This window comes from Vibrio sp. 10N.222.52.B7, from assembly GCF_041474275.1.
Classification (GTDB): domain Bacteria; phylum Pseudomonadota; class Gammaproteobacteria; order Enterobacterales; family Vibrionaceae; genus Vibrio; species Vibrio crassostreae_C.
In genome coordinates this window covers 35519-54621 of record NZ_JBFRTU010000010.1, presented here as the reverse complement: position 1 = coordinate 54621, position 19103 = coordinate 35519, and the positions used below count along the sequence as shown (strand labels likewise).

The 19103-nt window shown below is 45.4% G+C and carries 11 protein-coding genes and 1 pseudogene; all 12 read right to left on the bottom strand.

Annotated features, from left to right (window positions below):
• Nucleotides 1-169 precede the first annotated feature (169 nt).
• The 12 genes and pseudogenes from AB4512_RS04080 to gltB (AB4512_RS04025) all read right to left on the bottom strand — a co-directional run bounded on the left by AB4512_RS04080 (nt 170) and on the right by gltB (AB4512_RS04025) (nt 18583).
• Nucleotides 170-481: a hypothetical protein gene (locus AB4512_RS04080; protein WP_372174482.1), complete on the bottom strand. Its 312-nt coding sequence runs from the start codon at nt 479-481 to the stop codon at nt 170-172.
• Between the two features lie 113 nt (nt 482-594).
• Nucleotides 595-870, bottom strand: coding sequence for a hypothetical protein (locus tag AB4512_RS04075; protein WP_136978401.1), 276 nt, complete (start codon nt 868-870; stop codon nt 595-597).
• A gap of 669 nt (nt 871-1539) precedes the next feature.
• A pseudogene (locus AB4512_RS04070) lies at nt 1540-2049 on the bottom strand (IS5/IS1182 family transposase); the annotation flags it as partial.
• A 247-nt stretch (nt 2050-2296) separates the two neighbouring features.
• Nucleotides 2297-2914: a TRIC cation channel family protein gene (locus AB4512_RS04065; RefSeq protein ID WP_017062893.1), complete on the bottom strand. Its 618-nt coding sequence runs from the start codon at nt 2912-2914 to the stop codon at nt 2297-2299.
• Nucleotides 2915-2988: 74 nt separating this feature from the next.
• Entirely contained in the window at nt 2989-3858 is an 870-nt protein-coding gene (gene btuF / locus AB4512_RS04060) for a vitamin B12 ABC transporter substrate-binding protein BtuF (RefSeq protein ID WP_017066512.1), read from the bottom strand.
• Nucleotide 3859: 1 nt separating this feature from the next.
• Nucleotides 3860-4813 carry a cobalamin biosynthesis family protein gene (locus tag AB4512_RS04055; RefSeq protein WP_372174480.1) on the bottom strand — a complete coding sequence of 318 codons (954 nt, stop codon included), beginning with the start codon at nt 4811-4813 and terminating at the stop codon, nt 3860-3862.
• A 10-nt stretch (nt 4814-4823) separates the two neighbouring features.
• Nucleotides 4824-5519, bottom strand: coding sequence for a 5'-methylthioadenosine/S-adenosylhomocysteine nucleosidase (gene mtnN, locus AB4512_RS04050; RefSeq protein ID WP_012603226.1), 696 nt, complete (start codon nt 5517-5519; stop codon nt 4824-4826).
• 126 nt (nt 5520-5645) lie between these two features.
• A complete protein-coding gene (locus tag AB4512_RS04045) occupies nt 5646-6074 on the bottom strand; it encodes a DUF1499 domain-containing protein (RefSeq protein WP_372174478.1) in 429 nt (142 codons plus the stop codon).
• Between the two features lie 171 nt (nt 6075-6245).
• A complete protein-coding gene (locus AB4512_RS04040; protein ID WP_372174476.1) occupies nt 6246-7658 on the bottom strand; it encodes an FAD-dependent oxidoreductase in 1413 nt (470 codons plus the stop codon).
• Nucleotides 7659-7674: 16 nt separating this feature from the next.
• Nucleotides 7675-12138: a glutamate synthase large subunit gene (gltB, locus tag AB4512_RS04035; RefSeq protein WP_372174475.1), complete on the bottom strand. Its 4464-nt coding sequence runs from the start codon at nt 12136-12138 to the stop codon at nt 7675-7677.
• 428 nt (nt 12139-12566) lie between these two features.
• Nucleotides 12567-14036: a glutamate synthase subunit beta gene (locus AB4512_RS04030; protein WP_372174473.1), complete on the bottom strand. Its 1470-nt coding sequence runs from the start codon at nt 14034-14036 to the stop codon at nt 12567-12569.
• Nucleotides 14036-18583, bottom strand: a complete 4548-nt coding sequence (gene gltB / locus AB4512_RS04025) for a glutamate synthase large subunit (RefSeq protein ID WP_372174471.1) — start codon at nt 18581-18583, stop codon at nt 14036-14038. The genes AB4512_RS04030 and gltB (AB4512_RS04025) overlap by 1 nt, the downstream gene beginning before the upstream one ends.
• Nucleotides 18584-19103 lie beyond the last annotated feature (520 nt).

The window sequence follows — 19103 nt, the reverse complement described above, 5'->3', positions numbered from 1 at the left end:
GATTTACGGTGATCTTTTTAAATATATTTTTCATAGCAATAGATAGTGACCAAAAATAATTTAGATAATTTTGGTCACCATATGTTATTTAAATTTTGATAAAACAGCTTGAACTATGTCATTTGATAATCGATTGTTCTATTTTGTGTTTTAAATTAATAGGTTGAAATTAGTCGAGAGGGGTAATTGTCTCTTTACCATCAAAGTCAAAATAACCTGATTCAGAAATTGCCTCTTCAATGCCAAAGTCTTTATTTGCTACTGTGATAGATACATCGCAAAAGTATGATGTATTTCTAACATTAGGGTGTTTTTTCTTTGAGCAGTTGATTTTATCGATGGTCGTTTCTACAAGCCCCATAGTAGCTCCAGTTGTTTCAATGATGCCTTGTTCAACAAGAGACTCAACTTTTTTCGAGTCGTTGCCACAGCCAGTTATAAGAATAGTAGCAAGGCTAATGGTGAAGATTCTAATCGTCATTATGGTAACTTTAATATTAGTTAAAGGTCTTTATTTAAGTCGTCAGTTTGGCTTTGACTAGCCACTAAATCAAACTATTGAGTGTATATATTGTGCGATTGCTCTTGCAAAGACTAGGCTTGGCTTTCCGCTGTATCCAATACTTTGTTGTTAAACTCTTTTGTGCCTTTGTAACCCATAAATAGTGCTACAGCCCAAATGATGAAACTAATTGGAGATGCAATCACGGTAATTGCACATACAAAAGCAATGATTAGATTAATAATACCCCACATGACGCTTCCTGCGTACATTTGACCAGCACCTGGAATAAAGAAGCCAAGTGCTAAGGCAACAATTGGGTTCTTCATGTTGTTCTTAAGTCTAGCTTCTTTAATTGAGTCGTTCATTTCAATCCCTTAATTAGTGTTTGTGTTCTAAAAGGTTAATCCACGTAGAACAATTAAGTCAAATGCATTAATTGTTTCACTTTTATTTCATTTTTGTTTAATTGTCATGGAAGTGTAATAAATTATATTTGTAATAAAAAGTTCTGTCAGGTTTTTTACGTACAACCATTCCAATGTCAATAATTTATTTTGGGTGATTTCTATTTCGTGATTAAAGGTTAATAACCATCTCAATTGCTCAATAATTGACCACCAAGCAGATGCGTACTGTTTCTATAAACTCAGTTTCTATGGGCTAGTTGAGTTTTAAAAGTGCTTTTTCGAACACTTATGTCTGATTGACTTTTGAGCGCGTCATTGTAGCCATGCGCAAATTGAGTTTGCACTAGAAACCATTTGTAACATAATTTATTAGTGCCGATGAGCGTTCCATTTTTGTGATGTTTGTTCAGATTTTTATCGATGGGTTTATTTTGATTGAGTGAGCTTATGGTTGTAGATAAGGAACTTTAACTAGAAAGTTTGATGGCGGTCACTTTTTTTACTAACCAGATGGTAAGTTTTTTTGTGAGAGAGTGTCTAATTGATTCTTTTTGTTGCAATTTGAGGTTTGTAATCTTCGAACTTAACCAGTTTTTCGGCGTGATAATGAGGTGAATTTCAATATAATCATATATTAACGACAAGATTTGCCCCTTGAACGTTGTAATATCTCAAGCTTAATTGACCACTGAATAGCCCTTTATATCGCGGCATTGCGATTTCAGGTAGTGATAACCAAGCTTGGCTTTCCACTCCGTTATAATCCCATTTTTCAGAGCTGTTACTCTTTCATTTCTGGGATGTCCGTCTTTCCAAAGTGCTGAATTTTTGTGTCGTAAGTCTCCCCCCTCTGAGACGGCGCGGATCTTTCTACGTAAAGAAATAAATAATGTTGGCATCACCTCATTATCGCCAAGCTTTACAAGGCTAATCTAATAACTAATGGCTTCGTGGATATCAACGTCAAAGCTTACGCTATGTTCTCTGCTTTTCGAGCCATGTTTTTCATCTTTTACTCACTCTCTCTAAAGGTCCTGAGTTCTGTTGAGTCTATGGCTATGTGGTGAGCAGCACCTTTATATTTATTCCAATATTTAACTTTACCGTTTGTGAGCGATAGCTTATACAGGTGTAATTAAAGGGGGGGGGGCTAACCTCAATCCCCCCACTTATTTATCTTGGTTCGACTGACTTGGAGATATTTTGCAATTTGTGTACGAGAGAGGCCTCTTAAACGTGTGCGAGTAAACGCACACAAATCAATGATGAAAATTGGAAGGGATTGGTATTTCGTAGCAGGTCATTTCGTGAAGGCTGCTTAGTTCACACTAAAATGTAGATGATAGAGGCTCCTTTACGGAGCCTTTCACTTTGTAACGTTAGCTTATTTGATGGCGAAGGTCGGCAATGATAAATGCCAACGAATAGCGCCAAGCCTTATCAATAGTGTTGAGAACACGCCGGCCAGAAATGCAGTTTCTGAATCGTGCCCCATGCTGATCGCCATGGTATGGAAAGTACCACCAATGATACAAGCGGTCGCGTAGACTTCACTTCTTAGAATCATAGGCACTTCACGGGCAAGTACGTCGCGGATAATACCGCCACCGCAGCCGGTGATGACACCCATGATGATCGCCACTAGTGCTGAATCTTGATAGATAAGTGCTTTTTCTACACCAATGCCAACAAACACCGCTAGGCCAATCGCATCACATACCGGCAATATCCACCAAGCCAGACGTTTCGGGCGTCTTACAATAATCATGGTCAGCAAACAGGTGATGATGATGACCCAAAGGTAGGTGGTATCGGTGATCCAAAACACGGGAGTTGCACCCAATGCCATGTCACGAATTGTGCCGCCGCCAATCGCGGTTACACTGCCTAGAACGGCGACGCCAAAGGGATCCATCTTAAGACGGCCAGCGACAAATACGCCTGAGACGGCAAAGATGGCAGTGCCAAATAAATCGATAATATAAAGCAGCATGGAGTCCATGATACTGGTGCTCTTATAGTTAAAATTGTAGGGACAGGTCGGTGGCGAATTGTACGAAAAAACGCAGCAAATAGTTAGTGATTTTGCCTAGCTCTATCGAAGAAATCGCACACTTGTTGGATCGCTTTCAAAGTTCTCGTTGTCGGGCGATTAATCCAGTCTGAATTGAGGGACCAAATCTGATTTTGAGCGACTGCTGGGATTTCATCTTCCCATGTTTGCCACATGGTTCCATTCTCAATCGCGTGCTGAGAAGTGAAAATCACTTGCGGTTTTCTTAATACAACTTGTTCAATACCAACTTGCGGATATGGCGAGGCGCTGTCTTCAAAAATATTGTGTCCACCACAAAACTCAAACACCTCACTTGGCCAGTGTCCTTGAGCAACAGTGATGATCGGCTTTTCACTGAGCTGGTAGAAGTAGTTTACTGGCTCGGCATCTTTGTATTCTAGTCTCAACGCGTTGAGCTGCTCTCTGTATTGCTGAGCGTTATTTTCGCCAATGCTTGGATCGCTAGCGTATTCGCTCAGTTGTTCAATATTGGTTGCGATACTGTCTAGGCTTTTGGTCTTGGAGTAGTAAATATTAAAACCAAATTGCTCTAGTTTCGCGAGCTCTCTGGGCGGGTTTCCCGCTGGCCACGCAAGAATCAAATCAGGCTGAAGTGCGATGATCTTCTCAACCTTGATACCTTGATAGTTTGCCACTTTTTCAAGCTTATCGGCTTGTGGTGGGTAATCACTTCGTTCACTTACGGCAACAAGGTTGTTGCCTAAACCAGCGCTGTACGCGAGTTCAGTGGCATGAGGAGCAAGGCTGACTACGCGTTGAGCCGGCTGTACTTGTTCTTGAGTCCGTGGTGCTTCTTCTGCAAATGATAAAGGCAGCCATAAGCTGGAAGACAAAATAGTAAGGCTTGTAACAAGTGCTGAAGGTTTCACTCTAAATCCCTTGGTGAATAAATAGTAAGGCTAGGCTTTGTAAAAATATCCAGATAGCGATGCGACCAAAGAGTAGTTTCTGAACCTGAGATAGATGCAGAGCTGACGGTGCGATTCTTCCGCCTAATTTCGCGCGAATGGCTTTAGTGTTGTCGTAAATCGCAGGGCCACCTAATGATAACTCCAGCTTGTTGCCAACAGCCGTGATTAACCAGGCTGGGCCGGGTAGTGGCCAAGAGCGACTTTGGACTAGCATCATCTTAAATGTGTGCGTTGCTTTATCACCAAAGACGATCATCAAGGCAAATAAGCGCATTGGTATAAGTTCTAGGATAGCGACGATCTTGATTGCCGTTGAGCCGAAAGGAGAAAACTGCTTGCGACTTGGCGACCAAGCTCGAGCTAACTCGACCACAAGGCGATACATTAACGCAGCGATTCCACCACCAATGGCGTACCAGAACAACACACAAACTACGTTACGAGCGTAACCCATGATTATGGTTTCTGTGGCGGCTTTGCCGAGGCCAAGTGACGAAAGTGATTCGGTTTGACGATTGACAATCGGAGCCAGTAACTGACGAGCGGCCGCTTTATCTTCTCGGCCAAGTACTTTGATCAGTTGGTTAGCCAGCTTTTCATTATTGCGCCAATCAATCGCGAGTAATAACAGTGCCAATTCAAACAGTTGAGATTGCCAAACCAATGGTTGCAGTGCCAATAGAATAACCAGAGTTGGCAGTACCATTAACCCCCAGGCTAATGTGCCTGAGATTAAACTTTGGGAATAGTTGTGGTTGTTATTAACCTTGCTTGCTAAAAGCTCAGCAAACTTATGCCATAAGGTCGTGAGGTGTGCGGCATGGGGGATAGGTAAAATTAAATGAAAAAGCAGTGCTCCCCACATCACAAGGAGCACGCCATTTGCAAATACCTGATCAAACAGTGTTTGCATGTCTAGTCGCTTACTTTAGTAGGGCAACCATCTTGATAACCATTTCAGAAGAGCTTTGCGCTGCTAGTGGCAGGAACTCTTCGAAGCTCATTGGTGATTCTTTGTCTGCAACATCAGAGATTGCACGAACAACCACGAATGGTACTTGGAATTGGTGACAAGCTTGAGCGATAGCCGATGCTTCCATCTCTACAGCAACCACTGATGGGAAGTGCTTACGGATGAACTCTTGGCGTTCTGCTGTGCAAACAAATGCGTCGCCAGTACAGATTAGACCGCGAACGGCATGCTTATCTTCCATTTGTGCTAGAGCTTGTTCAGCAACAGCCATCAGTTTGTCGTCAGCTTTGAACGCTGCAGGTTGACCTGCCATTTGGCCGATTTCGTAACCGAAAGCCGTTACGTCTGCATCGTGGTGACGAACTTCAGTCGAGATAACAACATCGCCAAGGTTCAGTGTTGAATCAAAACCGCCAGCAGAGCCAGTGTTTAGAACGACATCTGGTTGGTATTCGCTTAGTAGGATTGAAGTACCAACTGCTGCTGCTACTTTACCAATGCCTGATTGAAGCAAAACAACGTCAACACCATTTAGCTGACCAGAGAAAAAGGTACAACCGCCTTTATTAACTTCAGTAATGTCTGAAATTGCTGCTTTTAGGATCGCAACTTCTTGCTCCATTGCGCCAATGATGCCGATTTTCATGTGTAGTCTCTTAATAAAAATATTTAAACAGTAGAGCGAAATTGTAGCATGGATGAGAAGTGTCGAGCGACAGCCCTGAAGCACTTCTCATCCGAATAGTAGCGATTTATCTGCGTATTCTTTTATCTATTTGATTAGGCCTTCGCTTTTCAAGCTAGCACGAAGTTGTTCAGCTCGTTTTCGGTTTACGCCAAAATCAGAATGGCCAGTACGAGACTCTGAACGCACGATCAGTTTGCCATCCGTGATTTTAAGTTCTAAGTCATCGACAAAACGCATGATGCGCGAAGTACATTCAACACGCAGATAATCTTCTGTTTTACTCGCGGTTTTTGATCCCGGTAAGGTTAGCACAACCTGCTCAATCGCATCTAAGCTCGCTGAATCTGACAACTCAAACGCGGCCAATGCATGTTGCTCACGATCATCTTGAGTTGATACGCAGTTTGGTTTGTCTCCACAAGGTGATGAAGTTCTGTCTTTCATGTCCGTGATTCCTTGGCTGCAAGCGGTTAACGTTAAAAGTGATAACGAGAGGAGAGCTGCTTTTTTCATAATGTTTCCTATGGCGTTGTTTTAATTGTAGTTATAGGTATTGGCTTGTTTGCGATTGTTTTACGTATTTTCGTTATGCTTGTGATAAACGTATCTAATTCAAAAAAGGATCCATCATTGGATCCCTTTTTTATAGTAACGGCCTGAGTAATAAAGGAAACCTTAGATTAGTCACACTTCTAGGTAATCCAAGATCCCTTCTGCGGCTTTACGGCCCTCATCGATAGCGGTTACTACCAAGTCAGATCCTCGAACCGCATCGCCACCTGCAAAGATCTTGCTGTTGGTGGTTTGGTATTGAAACTCTTGTTTACCGGGAGCCTTGATACGACCCCACTGATCGAGTTCCACACCGAAGGGTTCTAGCCATTCCATCGCATGAGGTTGGAAACCAAATGCCATGATCACAGCATCGGCTTCAAGAACATGTTCACTGCCTTCGACAGGCTCTGGGCGACGACGGCCTGCTTCATCAGGTTCACCCAAAGCGGTTTTCACGAATTTAACGCCAACCACATGACCAGCGCTGTTAAGCTCTAAGCCGATAGGTTGTAGGTTGAACTTGAACTTCACCCCCTCTTCACGTGCATTTTTTACCTCACGGCGAGAACCTGGCATGTTGGCTTCATCTCGGCGGTAAGCACACACCACACCTGCCGCATTCTGACGAATAGAGGTTCGAACGCAGTCCATCGCCGTATCACCACCACCAAGCACGACGACTTTCTTACCTTGCATATCGATAAATGGGGTTGGGTTATCCAGTTCCATGACCTTGTAGGTATTGGAAACAAGGAATGGCAGTGCATCATAAACGCCCGGTGCGTCTTCGTTATCTAACCCAGCACGCATGTTTTTATAGGTACCGACACCTAAGAAGACAGCATCGTAGTCATCGACCAGTTGTTGTAGTTGAACGTCTTTACCGACTTCGGTATTCATCTTAAATTCGACACCCATACCACTAAAGATACGGCGACGGTTTTCCATGATGCCTTTCTCTAGTTTGAACGATGGGATACCAAACGTGAGCAGGCCACCGATCTCCGGATAGCGGTCAAATACTACGGCCTTCACACCGTTTCGAACTAAGATATCAGCAGCAGCAAGACCTGCGGGGCCTGCACCGATGATTGCGACCTTTTTATCAGTCCATTCGACATGCGACATGTCTGGCTTCCAACCCATCTCAAACGCTTTGTCATTGATATATTTTTCAATGTTGCCGATGGTTACTGCGCCGAAATCGTCGTTGAGGGTACAAGAGCCTTCACACAAACGGTCTTGAGGACAAACTCGTCCGCAAACCTCAGGCAAGCTGTTGGTTTGGTGGGAAAGTTCAGCCGCTTCGATAATGCGCCCTTCATTGGCAAGCTTGAGCCATTGAGGGATGTAGTTGTGGACTGGGCACTTCCATTCACAGTAAGGATTACCACAGTCTAAACAGCGGTCAGCTTGCGCCTTAGCTTGTTGTTTAGTGAAAGGTTCGTAGATCTCTACAAACTCAATCTTACGAATTTTGATTGGTTTCTTCGCTGGATCTACGCGATTCACATCAATAAATTGGTATACATTCTGGCTCATTATTGGCTCCTTCCAATTATTGCGCTTGAACACGAAGTTCAGCAGAGCTGCGGCTTTGATGACCGAGCAAGGTATTAAGGTCCGCCGTCTTCGGCTTCACTAGGTAGAACTTCGGAATCCATTCATCAAAGTTCGCCAGAATCGCTTCAGCGTGTACTGAGCCTGTCTCTTCTAAGTGCTCTGCAATCAAGCCGCGTAGGTGTTCTTGGTGGATAAATAAGTCTGACAGAGAAAGTGCCTCAACCGATTCGTTGTTCACACGGCCTTGGAAGTCTTCATTCTTATCCATCACATAAGCAAAACCACCTGTCATACCTGCGCCGAAGTTCACTCCAGTTGCGCCAAGAATCGCTACAATACCGCCTGTCATGTATTCACAGGCGTTGTCGCCTGCGCCTTCAATCACAGCGACGGTACCTGAGTTACGCACGCCAAATCGCTCGCCGGCAGTTCCTGCTGCAAATAGCTTGCCTCCGGTTGCACCATACAAACAGGTGTTACCGATGATGGTCGCTTCGTTACAAACAAATGCAGTGCCTTGGTGAGGCTTGATAACCACTTTGCCGCCAGCCATGCCTTTGCCAACATAGTCATTGGCATCGCCCGTTAGGTATAACTCGACGCCACCGGCGTTCCAAACCGCAAAAGATTGGCCTGCTGTACCATCGAGGTACAACTTAATTGGTGAGCCCGCCATGCCTTGGTTACCGTAGCGTTTCGCGATTTCGCCAGAGATACGAGCACCAATCGAGCGGTCTGTGTTGATCACGTTGTAGTAAAGGCTGGTGGATTGACGTTTCTCAATTGCATCGAGTGCATCATCCAGAATCTGCTGGTTGAGCTGAGCTTTATCAAATGGTGCGTTTGGCTCGGTCCAAAACAGTGGGTGACCTTCTGGAGATACCGGAGCTTCGAGTATTGAAGAGAGATCGAGCTTGTTCTGTTTCGCGGTGAGGCCTTGAACGGCTTCAAGTAAGTCAGTACGACCAATCAGGTCCGTGAGTTTTTCTACGCCGAGTTCTGCAAGGTATTGGCGAACTTCATCGGCTAGGCCTGTAAAGTAGTTCACCACCATGTCTGGCAGGCCTTTGAAGTATTCGCGGCGTAGTGTTTCATCTTGAGTCGCAACACCCGTCGCACAGTTGTTTAGGTGACAAATTCGTAAGAACTTACAACCCATTGCGACCATTGGCGCGGTACCAAAACCAAAGCTTTCTGCACCGAGAATCGCACCTTTAATCACATCAAGGCCAGTTTTTAAACCACCATCGACTTGCAGGCGGATCTTATGACGAAGCCCGTTAGCAACCAGTGCTTGTTGAGTTTCTGCTAAGCCAAGCTCCCAAGGGCAACCTGCGTATTTTACCGAGGTTAGAGGGCTTGCCGCGGTACCGCCATCGTAGCCAGAAATGGTGATCAGATCGGCATAGGCTTTCGCTACACCAGTTGCAATCGTGCCTACACCCGGTTCCGATACTAACTTTACTGAAACCAAGGCTTTAGGGTTCACTTGTTTAAGGTCGAAAATCAGCTGCGCTAGATCCTCGATAGAATAAATATCGTGATGTGGAGGAGGGGAGATCAGTGTCACCCCTTGAACTGAATATCTCAGCTTAGCGATTTCTGCGGTAACTTTATGGCCGGGCAGTTGACCACCTTCTCCAGGCTTCGCACCTTGCGCGACCTTGATCTGCAAAACATCCGCATTGGTTAAGTAATGTGGCGTCACACCAAAACGACCGGAAGCTATCTGCTTGATACGAGAGTTACGGTCAGTACCAAAGCGTCGAGGGTCTTCACCACCTTCACCAGAGTTTGAGTAACCACCCAAGCGGTTCATCGCCATTGCTAATGCTTCATGCGCTTCTGGGCTCAAAGCACCGATCGACATTGCCGCAGAGTCGAAGCGTTTAAACAGATCGCTGTTAGGCTCGACTTGCTCTAGTGGTAGAGGCTGATCGGCTTTTTTGAGGCTCATTAAGTCGCGTAACATCGCAGCTGGACGAGCATTTACTTGCTTAGCAAAAGAGAGATAATCCGATGTCTCACCTGTTTTTACTGCAGTTTGCAGAGTGCCAACCACATCAGGGTTATAGGCGTGATATTCGCCGCCGTGTACGTATTTGAGTAAACCACCGTGCTCGATTGGCTTACGCTTAGTCCAGGCTTTACGCGATAAGTTATAGATATCTTGTTGGAAATCGCTAAAGCTTGCGCCTTGGATTCGAGTGGTAACTCCGCGGAAACAGAGCTCAACAACATCGGAATGAAGGCCAACGGCTTCGAAAAGCTGTGAACAGCGATAAGAGGCAATGGTTGAAATTCCCATCTTCGACATGATCTTGTACAGACCTTTGTTGATGCCGTTTTGGTAATTTTGCATTGCGGCACGATAATCTTTATCTAAAGAGCCATCATCCAACATTTTACCTAACGCTTCATAAGCGAGGTATGGGTAAACCGCGGTTGCACCGAAGCCAAGCAGCACAGCAAATTGGTGTGGGTCGCGCGCAGTTGCTGTCTCAACAACGATGTTGGCATCACAACGCAGGTTGGTATCAGCAAGCCTTGTTTGCACCGCACCAACCAACATGGCTGCAGGGATCGGCAGTTTTCCTTTCTCTAAACCTTTGTCCGACAGCACAACTAAAACCGCACCTTCGCTGACTTCTTGTTCGGCGCTATCACATACTGCTTTGATTGCTTGTTCTAGATCTTGGTTATTCGGGTCGTAGTGCATGCTGAGAATGACATGACGATAATGTTTTTGACTCAACTGCAGAAGCTGCTGCATGTCTGAGTAAAGCAGTACTGGTGAATCAAACGTGACACGATAGGCGTGACCGTCTGTTTCACAGAACACGTTCATCTCTTTCCCAATACTGGTCGCCAAAGACATCACGTGTTTTTCACGCAATGGATCAATCGGTGGGTTGGTGACCTGTGCAAACTTTTGACGGAAGTAATCAGTGACCAAGCGTTCTTTTGAAGAGAGCACAGCCATTGGCGTGTCGTCGCCCATTGAGCCTACTGCTTCTTGCCCCATATCACCAAGCACACGCAGCACTTGGTCGGACTCTTCGTTGCTCATCGCAAACTGTTTTTGGTAGGTCTTGAGCGTGTCATCGTCAAAGCTGCGCTTACCGACTTGCTCATCGGGCAGATCGGAAAACGGTGTGAGTTTGTGAACGTTCTTTTCCATCCACTCTTTATAAGGATGGCGACCTTTAAGGTCATTGTCGATCTCGTTAGATTGCCACAATTTACCGCGGCGCGTATCTATGACGAGTAATTCACCTGGGCCGACACGCCCTTTCTCTGCCACTTCATCTGGCGCGTAGTTCCAGATACCGACCTCAGATGCCAAGGTGATCAGGTTGTCTTTGGTGATGACATAACGCGCAGGACGCAGGCCATTTCTATCGAGGTTACACGCAGCGTAACGACCATCAGAAAGTACGATACCTGCAGGGCCATCCCACGGTTCCATGTGCTTGGAGTTGAAGTCGTAGAATGCACGTAGATCTGGGTCCATATCTGGGTGGTTTTGCCAAGCGGGCGGCACAAGCATGCGCATCGCTCGGAACACATCCATACCACCGGCAAGGAACAGGTCGAGCATGTTATCTAGGCTTGATGAATCTGAGCCTGTCTCATTCACAAAGGGTGCGGCGGTTTGTAAATCTGGCAGCAACGGCGAAGAGAATTTATAGGCACGAGCCTTAGCCCATTGTCGGTTACCTTCAATGGTATTGATCTCACCATTGTGCGCTAAATAGCGGAATGGTTGAGCCAGTGGCCAACGTGGCTGAGTATTGGTTGAGAAACGCTGGTGGAACAGACATATCGCCGATTCCATGCGTAAGTCTGCAAGATCGAGGTAAAATCGCGGAAGATCGGCCGGCATACACAGACCTTTGTAAACCATGACTTGTGTCGAAAGGCTACAAATATAGAAATCTTTGTCTTCGGTGATCTGTTTTTCAATTCTGCGACGAGCGATATAAAGGCGTCGTTCAATATCGCGTTCACGCCAACCCGCGGGGGCCGAGATAAACACTTGCTGAATATTGGGAACTGAATCTTTGGCAATCGGACCTAATACGTCGGTGTTGGTCGGTACTACGCGCCAACCTGCAACCGTTAAGGTCTCTTGAGCGAGCTCTTTATTGACGATGTCTTGCGCGGATTGCGCTTTGATTGGATCTTGGCTGAAGAAAATCATGCCGACAGCGTATTGCTTGCCGAGCTTGAAGTTATTCTCTTCAGCAATAATTCTGAGATAAGAGTCAGGCTTCTGTAGTAATAAGCCACAGCCATCCCCGGTTTTACCATCCGCAGCGATACCACCACGGTGTGTCATGCGATCGAGGGCTGAAATAGCAGTTCTTACCAACTTATGACTAGGTTGGCCTTCCATTTGCGCTATTAAACCAAATCCACAGTTGTCTTTTTCAAGACTAGGATCATATAGAGCCATTGCAATTCTCCCTTTTGCTTCTCTGTCATCCAGACAGTAAATGACTAACTATTCATATACTTGTTGTTTTTTATAAACTGATAGTTTGCTTTAGCCAGTTAAAACGTTATTGGTTGTGTTAACAAAACCGATTGATTTTATTTTCATCAGCTTTACAACGTATAGCTAATTGTGTTTAAGGTCAAGTTCATGGTTAATTATCATGCATAAACGCGATTAGCCACTTAATAATCTAAAATAGTCGATGGATATCAATGAGATATATAAGGTGAATGTTAACGAGATTTAACATATACAACAGGATGATTTTGAAAACGACAAATGCCAGATAGAAAAAAGGCTAGCATCGAGTGCTAGCCAAATATAAAAGTTAGGAAGGGTATTGCTTTTCCTCTAGGCTAACGTAATTGACGTTAGCCCGAGAAATATTATGCGGAAAGCATGAGTGAATCAGCTTTCGCTTCTAAGTTTGAGTTACCCATTAAGAAGTCATCAATGGCAATTGCACATTCACGACCTTCATTAATACAACGTACAACTAGAGATTGACCAGTACGCATATCACCAGCAGCGAAAACGCCTTTCTGGTTCGTTGCAAAACCTTCAGAAGCGACGTTACCGCGCTCGTCCAGTTTAATGTCTAGTTGAGCAAGCACGCCGGTTGGCTCCGGGTGTAAGAAGCCCATTGCTAGGAATGCCATGTCACAAGGAATAACACGTTCAGAGTTCACGACTTCATCAAAGCCTGGACGCTCACCTGGTTTCGCATCTTGCCAAACGATGTCAGCAATACGTAGACCCGTCACTTGACCTTGCTCGTTACCGATGAACTCTTTGGTTAAGATGTTCCAGTGACGTTCACAACCTTCTTCGTGAGAAGTGGTGGTTTTCATGATCATTGGGTATTGAGGCCAAGGCATGTTTGCAGGGCGCTTCTCTGGTGGGATCGGCATGATCTCAACCTGAGTAATGCTCGCTGCCTTATGACGGTTTGATGTGCCCACACAGTCAGAACCAGTATCACCACCACCGATAACCACAACGTGCTTATCTTTAGCGTGAATCTCTTCTGTTTTAAGATCTAGGTTGTTAGCACGGCGGTTGTTTTGACCAAGGAATTCCATGGCAAAGTGAACGCCTTTCAACTCACGACCAGGGATTGGCAAGTCACGTGGAACCGTAGAACCACCCGTTAGCAATACCACATCAAACTCTTGGCGTAGCTGCTGAGCGTTAACATCAACACCGATGTGTTGGTTAACTTTAAACTCAACGCCCGCTTCAGCCATTAGGTTGATCTTACGATCAATCACGTCCATACCCAGTTTGAAGTCTGGGATACCGAAGCGAAGTAGACCACCGACTTTCTCGTCACGTTCAAATACCGTTACCGAGTGACCAGCGCTGTTTAGCTGCTCCGCTGCGGCTAAGCCAGCAGGACCTGAACCGATAACTGCGACAGTTTTACCTGTGCGAGAGCGTGGTGTTTTAGGTTTTGCGTACCCTTCACGGTACGCAGTTTCGACAATCGTTTTCTCGATATTACAGATAGTGATTGGGTCTTGGTTGATACCAAGAACACAGGCACTTTCACAAGGAGCAGGACAAACACGACCGGTAAACTCAGGGAAGTTGTTGGTAGAGCTTAGGATATTCCAAGCCTCTTCCCAGCTGTCACGGTAAACCGCATCATTGAATTCTGGGATGATGTTACCAATCGGACAGCCGTTGTGACAGAAAGGTACGCCACAGTCCATACAACGAGAGGCTTGAGTATTGATCTTTTCACCAAACTCTTCGTTAAGTACGAACTCTTTGTTGTCTTCAATTCGAACTGACGGGTCGAGCTTCTTTGGAAGCTCACGACCGTGTTCTAAAAATCCAGTAGGCTTACCCATTATACTGCCTCCACTTCTTCCGTTTGTGCCTGTTGTGCTTCAGCTTTACGCTTTTCAAGAACAGCTTTGTAGTCGCGTGGCATTACTTTAACTAGCGATGCAACACTTGCTTCAAAGTTGTCTAGGAAAGATTGAGCAACTTCACTTCCTGTGAATTCAACATGCTTAGTTAGCATATCCAGTAGAAGATCTTTATCTTCTTGTTCAATTGGATCTAGGTCTACAAGTTCAGGGTTGAGCTTGGTTTCGAAGTCACCCGCTTTGTCCCAAACATAAGCAACACCGCCACTCATGCCCGCAGCAAAGTTACGACCTGTTGAACCAAGGATAATGGCAACACCACCAGTCATGTATTCACAACCGTGGTCACCAACGCCCTCAACAACAACCTTCGCACCTGAGTTACGAACACAGAAACGTTCGCCTGCCATACCGCGAATGAAAGATTCACCTGAGGTCGCACCGTAGAAACATACGTTACCAACCACGATGTTATCTTCAGCAACGATAGAAGATTTCGCATCTGGGTACAGTACCAAAGTACCGCCCGATAGACCTTTACCCCAGTAATCGTTCGCGTCGCCTTCTACTTCGAACTTAACACCTTTCGCAAGGAACGCACCGAAAGATTGACCAGCACTACCGTGGAACTTAACGTTCATTGGTTGTGGTAAACCTTGGTCTTTGTAAACCTTCGAGATTTCGTTAGACAGCATGGTACCCGCAGAGCGGTCCGTGTTGATGATAGGGAAGGTCGCATTTACGGCTTCGCCTTTCTCAAGTGCAGGAATCGCAGCTTGAATCAACTTACGGTCTAGAACATCTTCTAGGTTGTGGTTTTGTTGTGTCTGGTTGTAGATACCATCTTCTTCACGAGCCTGCTCAATGTGCAGTACAGGTGTTAGATCTAGGTTCTTGTACTTCCAGTGGCCGATGTCGTCACGAACTTTAAGTTTGTGCGATTGACCCACCATCTCATCGATAGAGCGGAATCCAAGTTCAGCCATTACTTCACGTAGGCCTTCAGCCATGTATTGGAAGAAGGTTACTACGTCTTCTACGCGGCCGTCGAAACGCTCACGTAGAGTCTTGTTCTGTGTTGCGATACCAACAGGACATGTATTCTTGTGACACTTACGCATCATGATACAGCCTTCAACAACCAATGCTGCTGTTGCTACGCCCCATTCTTCAGCACCAAGTAGTGTTGCTACTGCAAGGTCACGTGGTGTTTTCATCTGACCATCAGACTGAACAACGATACGGTTACGTAGGCCATTTTTCAGTAGTGTTTGGTGCGTTTCCGCTAGACCAAGCTCCCAAGGCAAACCAGTGTGACGGATAGAAGACATCGGAGATGCACCCGTACCACCATCAAAACCTGCGATAAGTACTACGTCAGCTTTCGCTTTTGCTACACCCGATGCAATCGTACCTACGCCCGCTTCCGATACTAGCTTCACGTTGACACGGCCGTTACGGTTCGCGTTTTTCAGATCGTAGATCAGCTGAGCCAAATCTTCGATTGAGTAGATATCGTGGTGTGGCGGTGGAGAGATAAGACCTACGCCCGGAGTCGAGTGACGCGTTGCGCCGATCCAGTCATCAACCTTATCACCAGGTAGTTGACCACCCTCACCAGGTTTCGCACCTTGAGCCATCTTGATTTGCAGCTCATCAGCGTTAGATAGGTAGTAAGACGTTACACCAAAGCGACCTGAAGCCACTTGTTTGATTGCAGAGCGTTCCCAGTCACCGTTTTCTTTACGTTCGAAACGTGCTGGATCTTCACCACCTTCACCTGAGTTTGATTTCGCGCCAATGCGGTTCATTGCAACAGCCAGTGTTGAGTGAGCCTCGTGCGAGATTGAACCAAAGCTCATTGCGCCAGTAGCGAAACGCTTAAGAATGTTCTCGATTGGTTCTACTTCTGCTAGAGGAATAGAGCCTGCAGGGTTTTTGATGAAATCCAGTTGGCTACGTAGCGTTGCTGCGTTGTCGCCTTGGTCATCGACTGCTTTTGCGTACTTCTTGAACTGACCGTAGTCTTTGTTACGCGTCGATTCTTGAAGTAGAGAAATCGTTTCTGGGTTGAATAGGTGCTTCTCACCACGTTGTTTCCACTGGTAAACACCACCAACATCAAGGATCTGAGCTGGGATTTCACGAGCTGGGTAACCAACACGGTGACGAACCAGTACTTCACGTGCGATATCGTCGATCGTTAGACCTTGGATACGAGAAACCGTACCTGTGAAGTATTTTTCAACCACTGATTTGCTAACACCAAGTGCTTCAAAGATTTGTGCACCGTGGTAAGACTGCAGCGTAGAGATCCCCATCTTAGAGAAGATCTTAAGTAGACCGCCGTTAACACCTTTACGGTAGTTATCGAATAACTCACGTGGGTGTACGTTTGGATCTAGCTTCTTCGTACGTTGCAGTTCAACAATCGTTTCAATAACTAAGTATGGGTTAACTGCGTTTGCACCGTAACCGATAAGCGTTGCAAAGTGGTGTGTTTCACGAGCATCACCTGTTTCAACAACGATGTCACACTTAGCACGTAGGCCTTTACGGATTAGGTGGTGGTGAACCGCGCCAACCGCCAGCATTGCTGGAATAGCGGCGTGGTTAGAGTTAACCGCACGGTCAGTCAGTAGGATGATAGAGTAGCCATCAATCACTGCGTCTTCTGCATATTGGCAGATACGCTTCAGTGCGCGCTCTAACTTACCTTGGTCGCCGTTTGCTTGGAATACGATATCTAGCGTCTTCGCTTGAAGGTGCTCGTTATCGATTGCACGCAGCTTTTCTAGCTCAGAGTTAGAAAGTACTGGAGACTCAAGCTCTACCTTTTGACAGTGCTCAGGTGTTTCAGCAAGTAGGTTCTGATCTTTACCTAGGTAAGTGTTTAGAGACATAACCATACGCTCACGAATCGGGTCGATCGGTGGGTTAGTTACTTGTGCAAACAGCTGCTTGAAGTAGTTTGAAAGGTGCTGCGATTGGTGAGAAAGAATCGCTAGCGGCCAGTCAGCCCCCATTGCAGAAAGCGGCTCATAGCCTGTTTTCGCAAGAGGTAGAATAATTTCGTTCACTTCTTCAGAACTCACGCCAAACGATTGCTGTTTGTGGAGAAGTTTCTCTGGAGAAGGTTGGCTAAATTCGTTGCTCGCATCTGGTAGCTTTTTCAAGCTCAGAAGGTTCTCTTCAACCCACTTTTCGTAAGGTTGTGCTTTAGCAATACTATCTTTCACTTCTTCATCAGAAATGATGCGGCCTTGCTCAAGGTCAGCAACAAAAATACGACCTGGCTGTAGACGACCACGGTACTCAACGTTTTCAGGTGCGATCTCAACAACACCAGACTCAGACGCCATTACTAGGAAGTCGTCTTTTGTCACTGTGTAGCGAGAAGGACGCAGACCGTTACGGTCAAGTGTTGCACCTACTTGAACACCATCGGTGAAACATACAGATGCTGGGCCATCCCATGGTTCCATAACGTTCGCGTGGTACTGGTAGAACGCGCGACGAGTTGGATCCATGTTTTTGTTTTCTTGCCATGCTTCCGGGATCATCATCATCAACGCGTGTGGCAGAGTACGACCTGAAAGAACAAGTAGCTCAAGCGCCATATCGAAGTTTGATGAATCCGAACTACCTTCCTGACAGATAGGCAGTAGCATGTCGATTTCAGCTTGTGTAAACAGATCCGATTCAAGGATCGCTTCACGTGCTTTCATCCAGTTCAGGTTGCCGCGAACCGTATTGATTTCGCCATTATGCGCGATGTAACGGAAAGGCTGAGCTAGACGCCAACGTGGGAATGTATTGGTAGAGAAGCGAGAGTGTACCAGTGCTAGAGCTGTCACCATTGTTGGGTTTTGCAGGTCTAGGAAGTATTGAGGAACTTGTTCAGTTGTTAGCTGGCCTTTGTACACCAATGTCTTGTAAGACATAGAGTTGATGTAGAAGTCATCACCGATATTTGAAACGCTTTCTAGGCATACACGAACTGTGTAGTTACGTAGAACATACAGTTTACGCTCAAGCTCTTCTGGTGTGATACCAGGGCCGCCAGAAATAAATACGTGTTCAAATTGAGGTTCAGTGCTTAGTGGGTCAGCACCAATCATTGAATTGTCAGTTGGAAGTTCACGGTAACCGATAACTTCTAACTCAAGGCGTTGTGCATTGCGTTCTAGAATGTCACGACACTGTGCACGTTTGTGTTCATCTTTAGGGAAAAGTACAACACCAACACCATATTTTTCAAAAGATGGCAGCTTAATTCCAAGCTTTACGGCTTCTTCTAGTAAGAATTCGTGCGGCTTCTGTAGCAGGATACCTGCACCATCACCAGAACACGGATCGCAGCCTTGGCCGCCACGGTGTTCCATACGTGCAAGCATATCGAGTGCTTGAGTTACTACATCATGAGATTTGCGATTCTTTAGATGCGCAACAAAACCGATACCACAAGCGTCATGCTCCAATTCAGGAGTATACAGACCCTGTGAGTTCTGCTCTTGATCTACCATAGATACATCCTTCCAGTTAAATCTAGGCGCAACTTCTTTGTATAAAGTCAGCCTTGTCCTTTTATATTTATGGGTCTAAACCTGCCTATGCTGGCGGTTTGAATCCTTTCCGTATCTCGCAGGAAAAGTATTGCGAGAAAAACAATCCTTAGTGATATCCGTTTATTTTTAACCACAAACTAGTGGTTTATATAGGTGGGATATGGATATCACCGACTTATTAGCAAGTTTTAGTTGTAAGTAAATACTCAAAAATAGCCAATATGTGTAAGTATCCTACAATTTTGTTTAGGCGAATTGCAATGAAAGTTGAACCATGTAGACCATTTTTTTCGTTTTATTTTGAATTTAATGTCTAACAAATGTGCAACATTAGGCAAATAGAGCAGATTTTTTGCATGTTTATTGATATTCGTTAGGTTGCTCGCAAAAAGCCTTGAGTAAACTAATTGGTCGAATTTTGCAGGGATGTAATTTTTTTTCAAAAAAAGACTGATATTCATTCTTATTTACTTGAGTG

Coding starts and splice junctions, on each gene's coding strand:
- AB4512_RS04040 (WP_372174476.1), bottom strand. CDS start 7,658: ATGAGCCAGAATGTATACCAATTTATTGATGTGAATCGCGTAGATCCA.
- AB4512_RS04030 (WP_372174473.1), bottom strand. CDS start 14,036: ATGGGTAAGCCTACTGGATTTTTAGAACACGGTCGTGAGCTTCCAAAG.
- gltB (WP_372174471.1), bottom strand. CDS start 18,583: ATGGTAGATCAAGAGCAGAACTCACAGGGTCTGTATACTCCTGAATTG.
- mtnN (WP_012603226.1), bottom strand. CDS start 5,519: ATGAAAATCGGCATCATTGGCGCAATGGAGCAAGAAGTTGCGATCCTA.
- AB4512_RS04045 (WP_372174478.1), bottom strand. CDS start 6,074: ATGAAAAAAGCAGCTCTCCTCTCGTTATCACTTTTAACGTTAACCGCT.
- AB4512_RS04065 (WP_017062893.1), bottom strand. CDS start 2,914: ATGGACTCCATGCTGCTTTATATTATCGATTTATTTGGCACTGCCATC.
- AB4512_RS04080 (WP_372174482.1), bottom strand. CDS start 481: ATGACGATTAGAATCTTCACCATTAGCCTTGCTACTATTCTTATAACT.
- AB4512_RS04075 (WP_136978401.1), bottom strand. CDS start 870: ATGAACGACTCAATTAAAGAAGCTAGACTTAAGAACAACATGAAGAAC.
- gltB (WP_372174475.1), bottom strand. CDS start 12,138: ATGGCTCTATATGATCCTAGTCTTGAAAAAGACAACTGTGGATTTGGT.
- AB4512_RS04055 (WP_372174480.1), bottom strand. CDS start 4,813: ATGCAAACACTGTTTGATCAGGTATTTGCAAATGGCGTGCTCCTTGTG.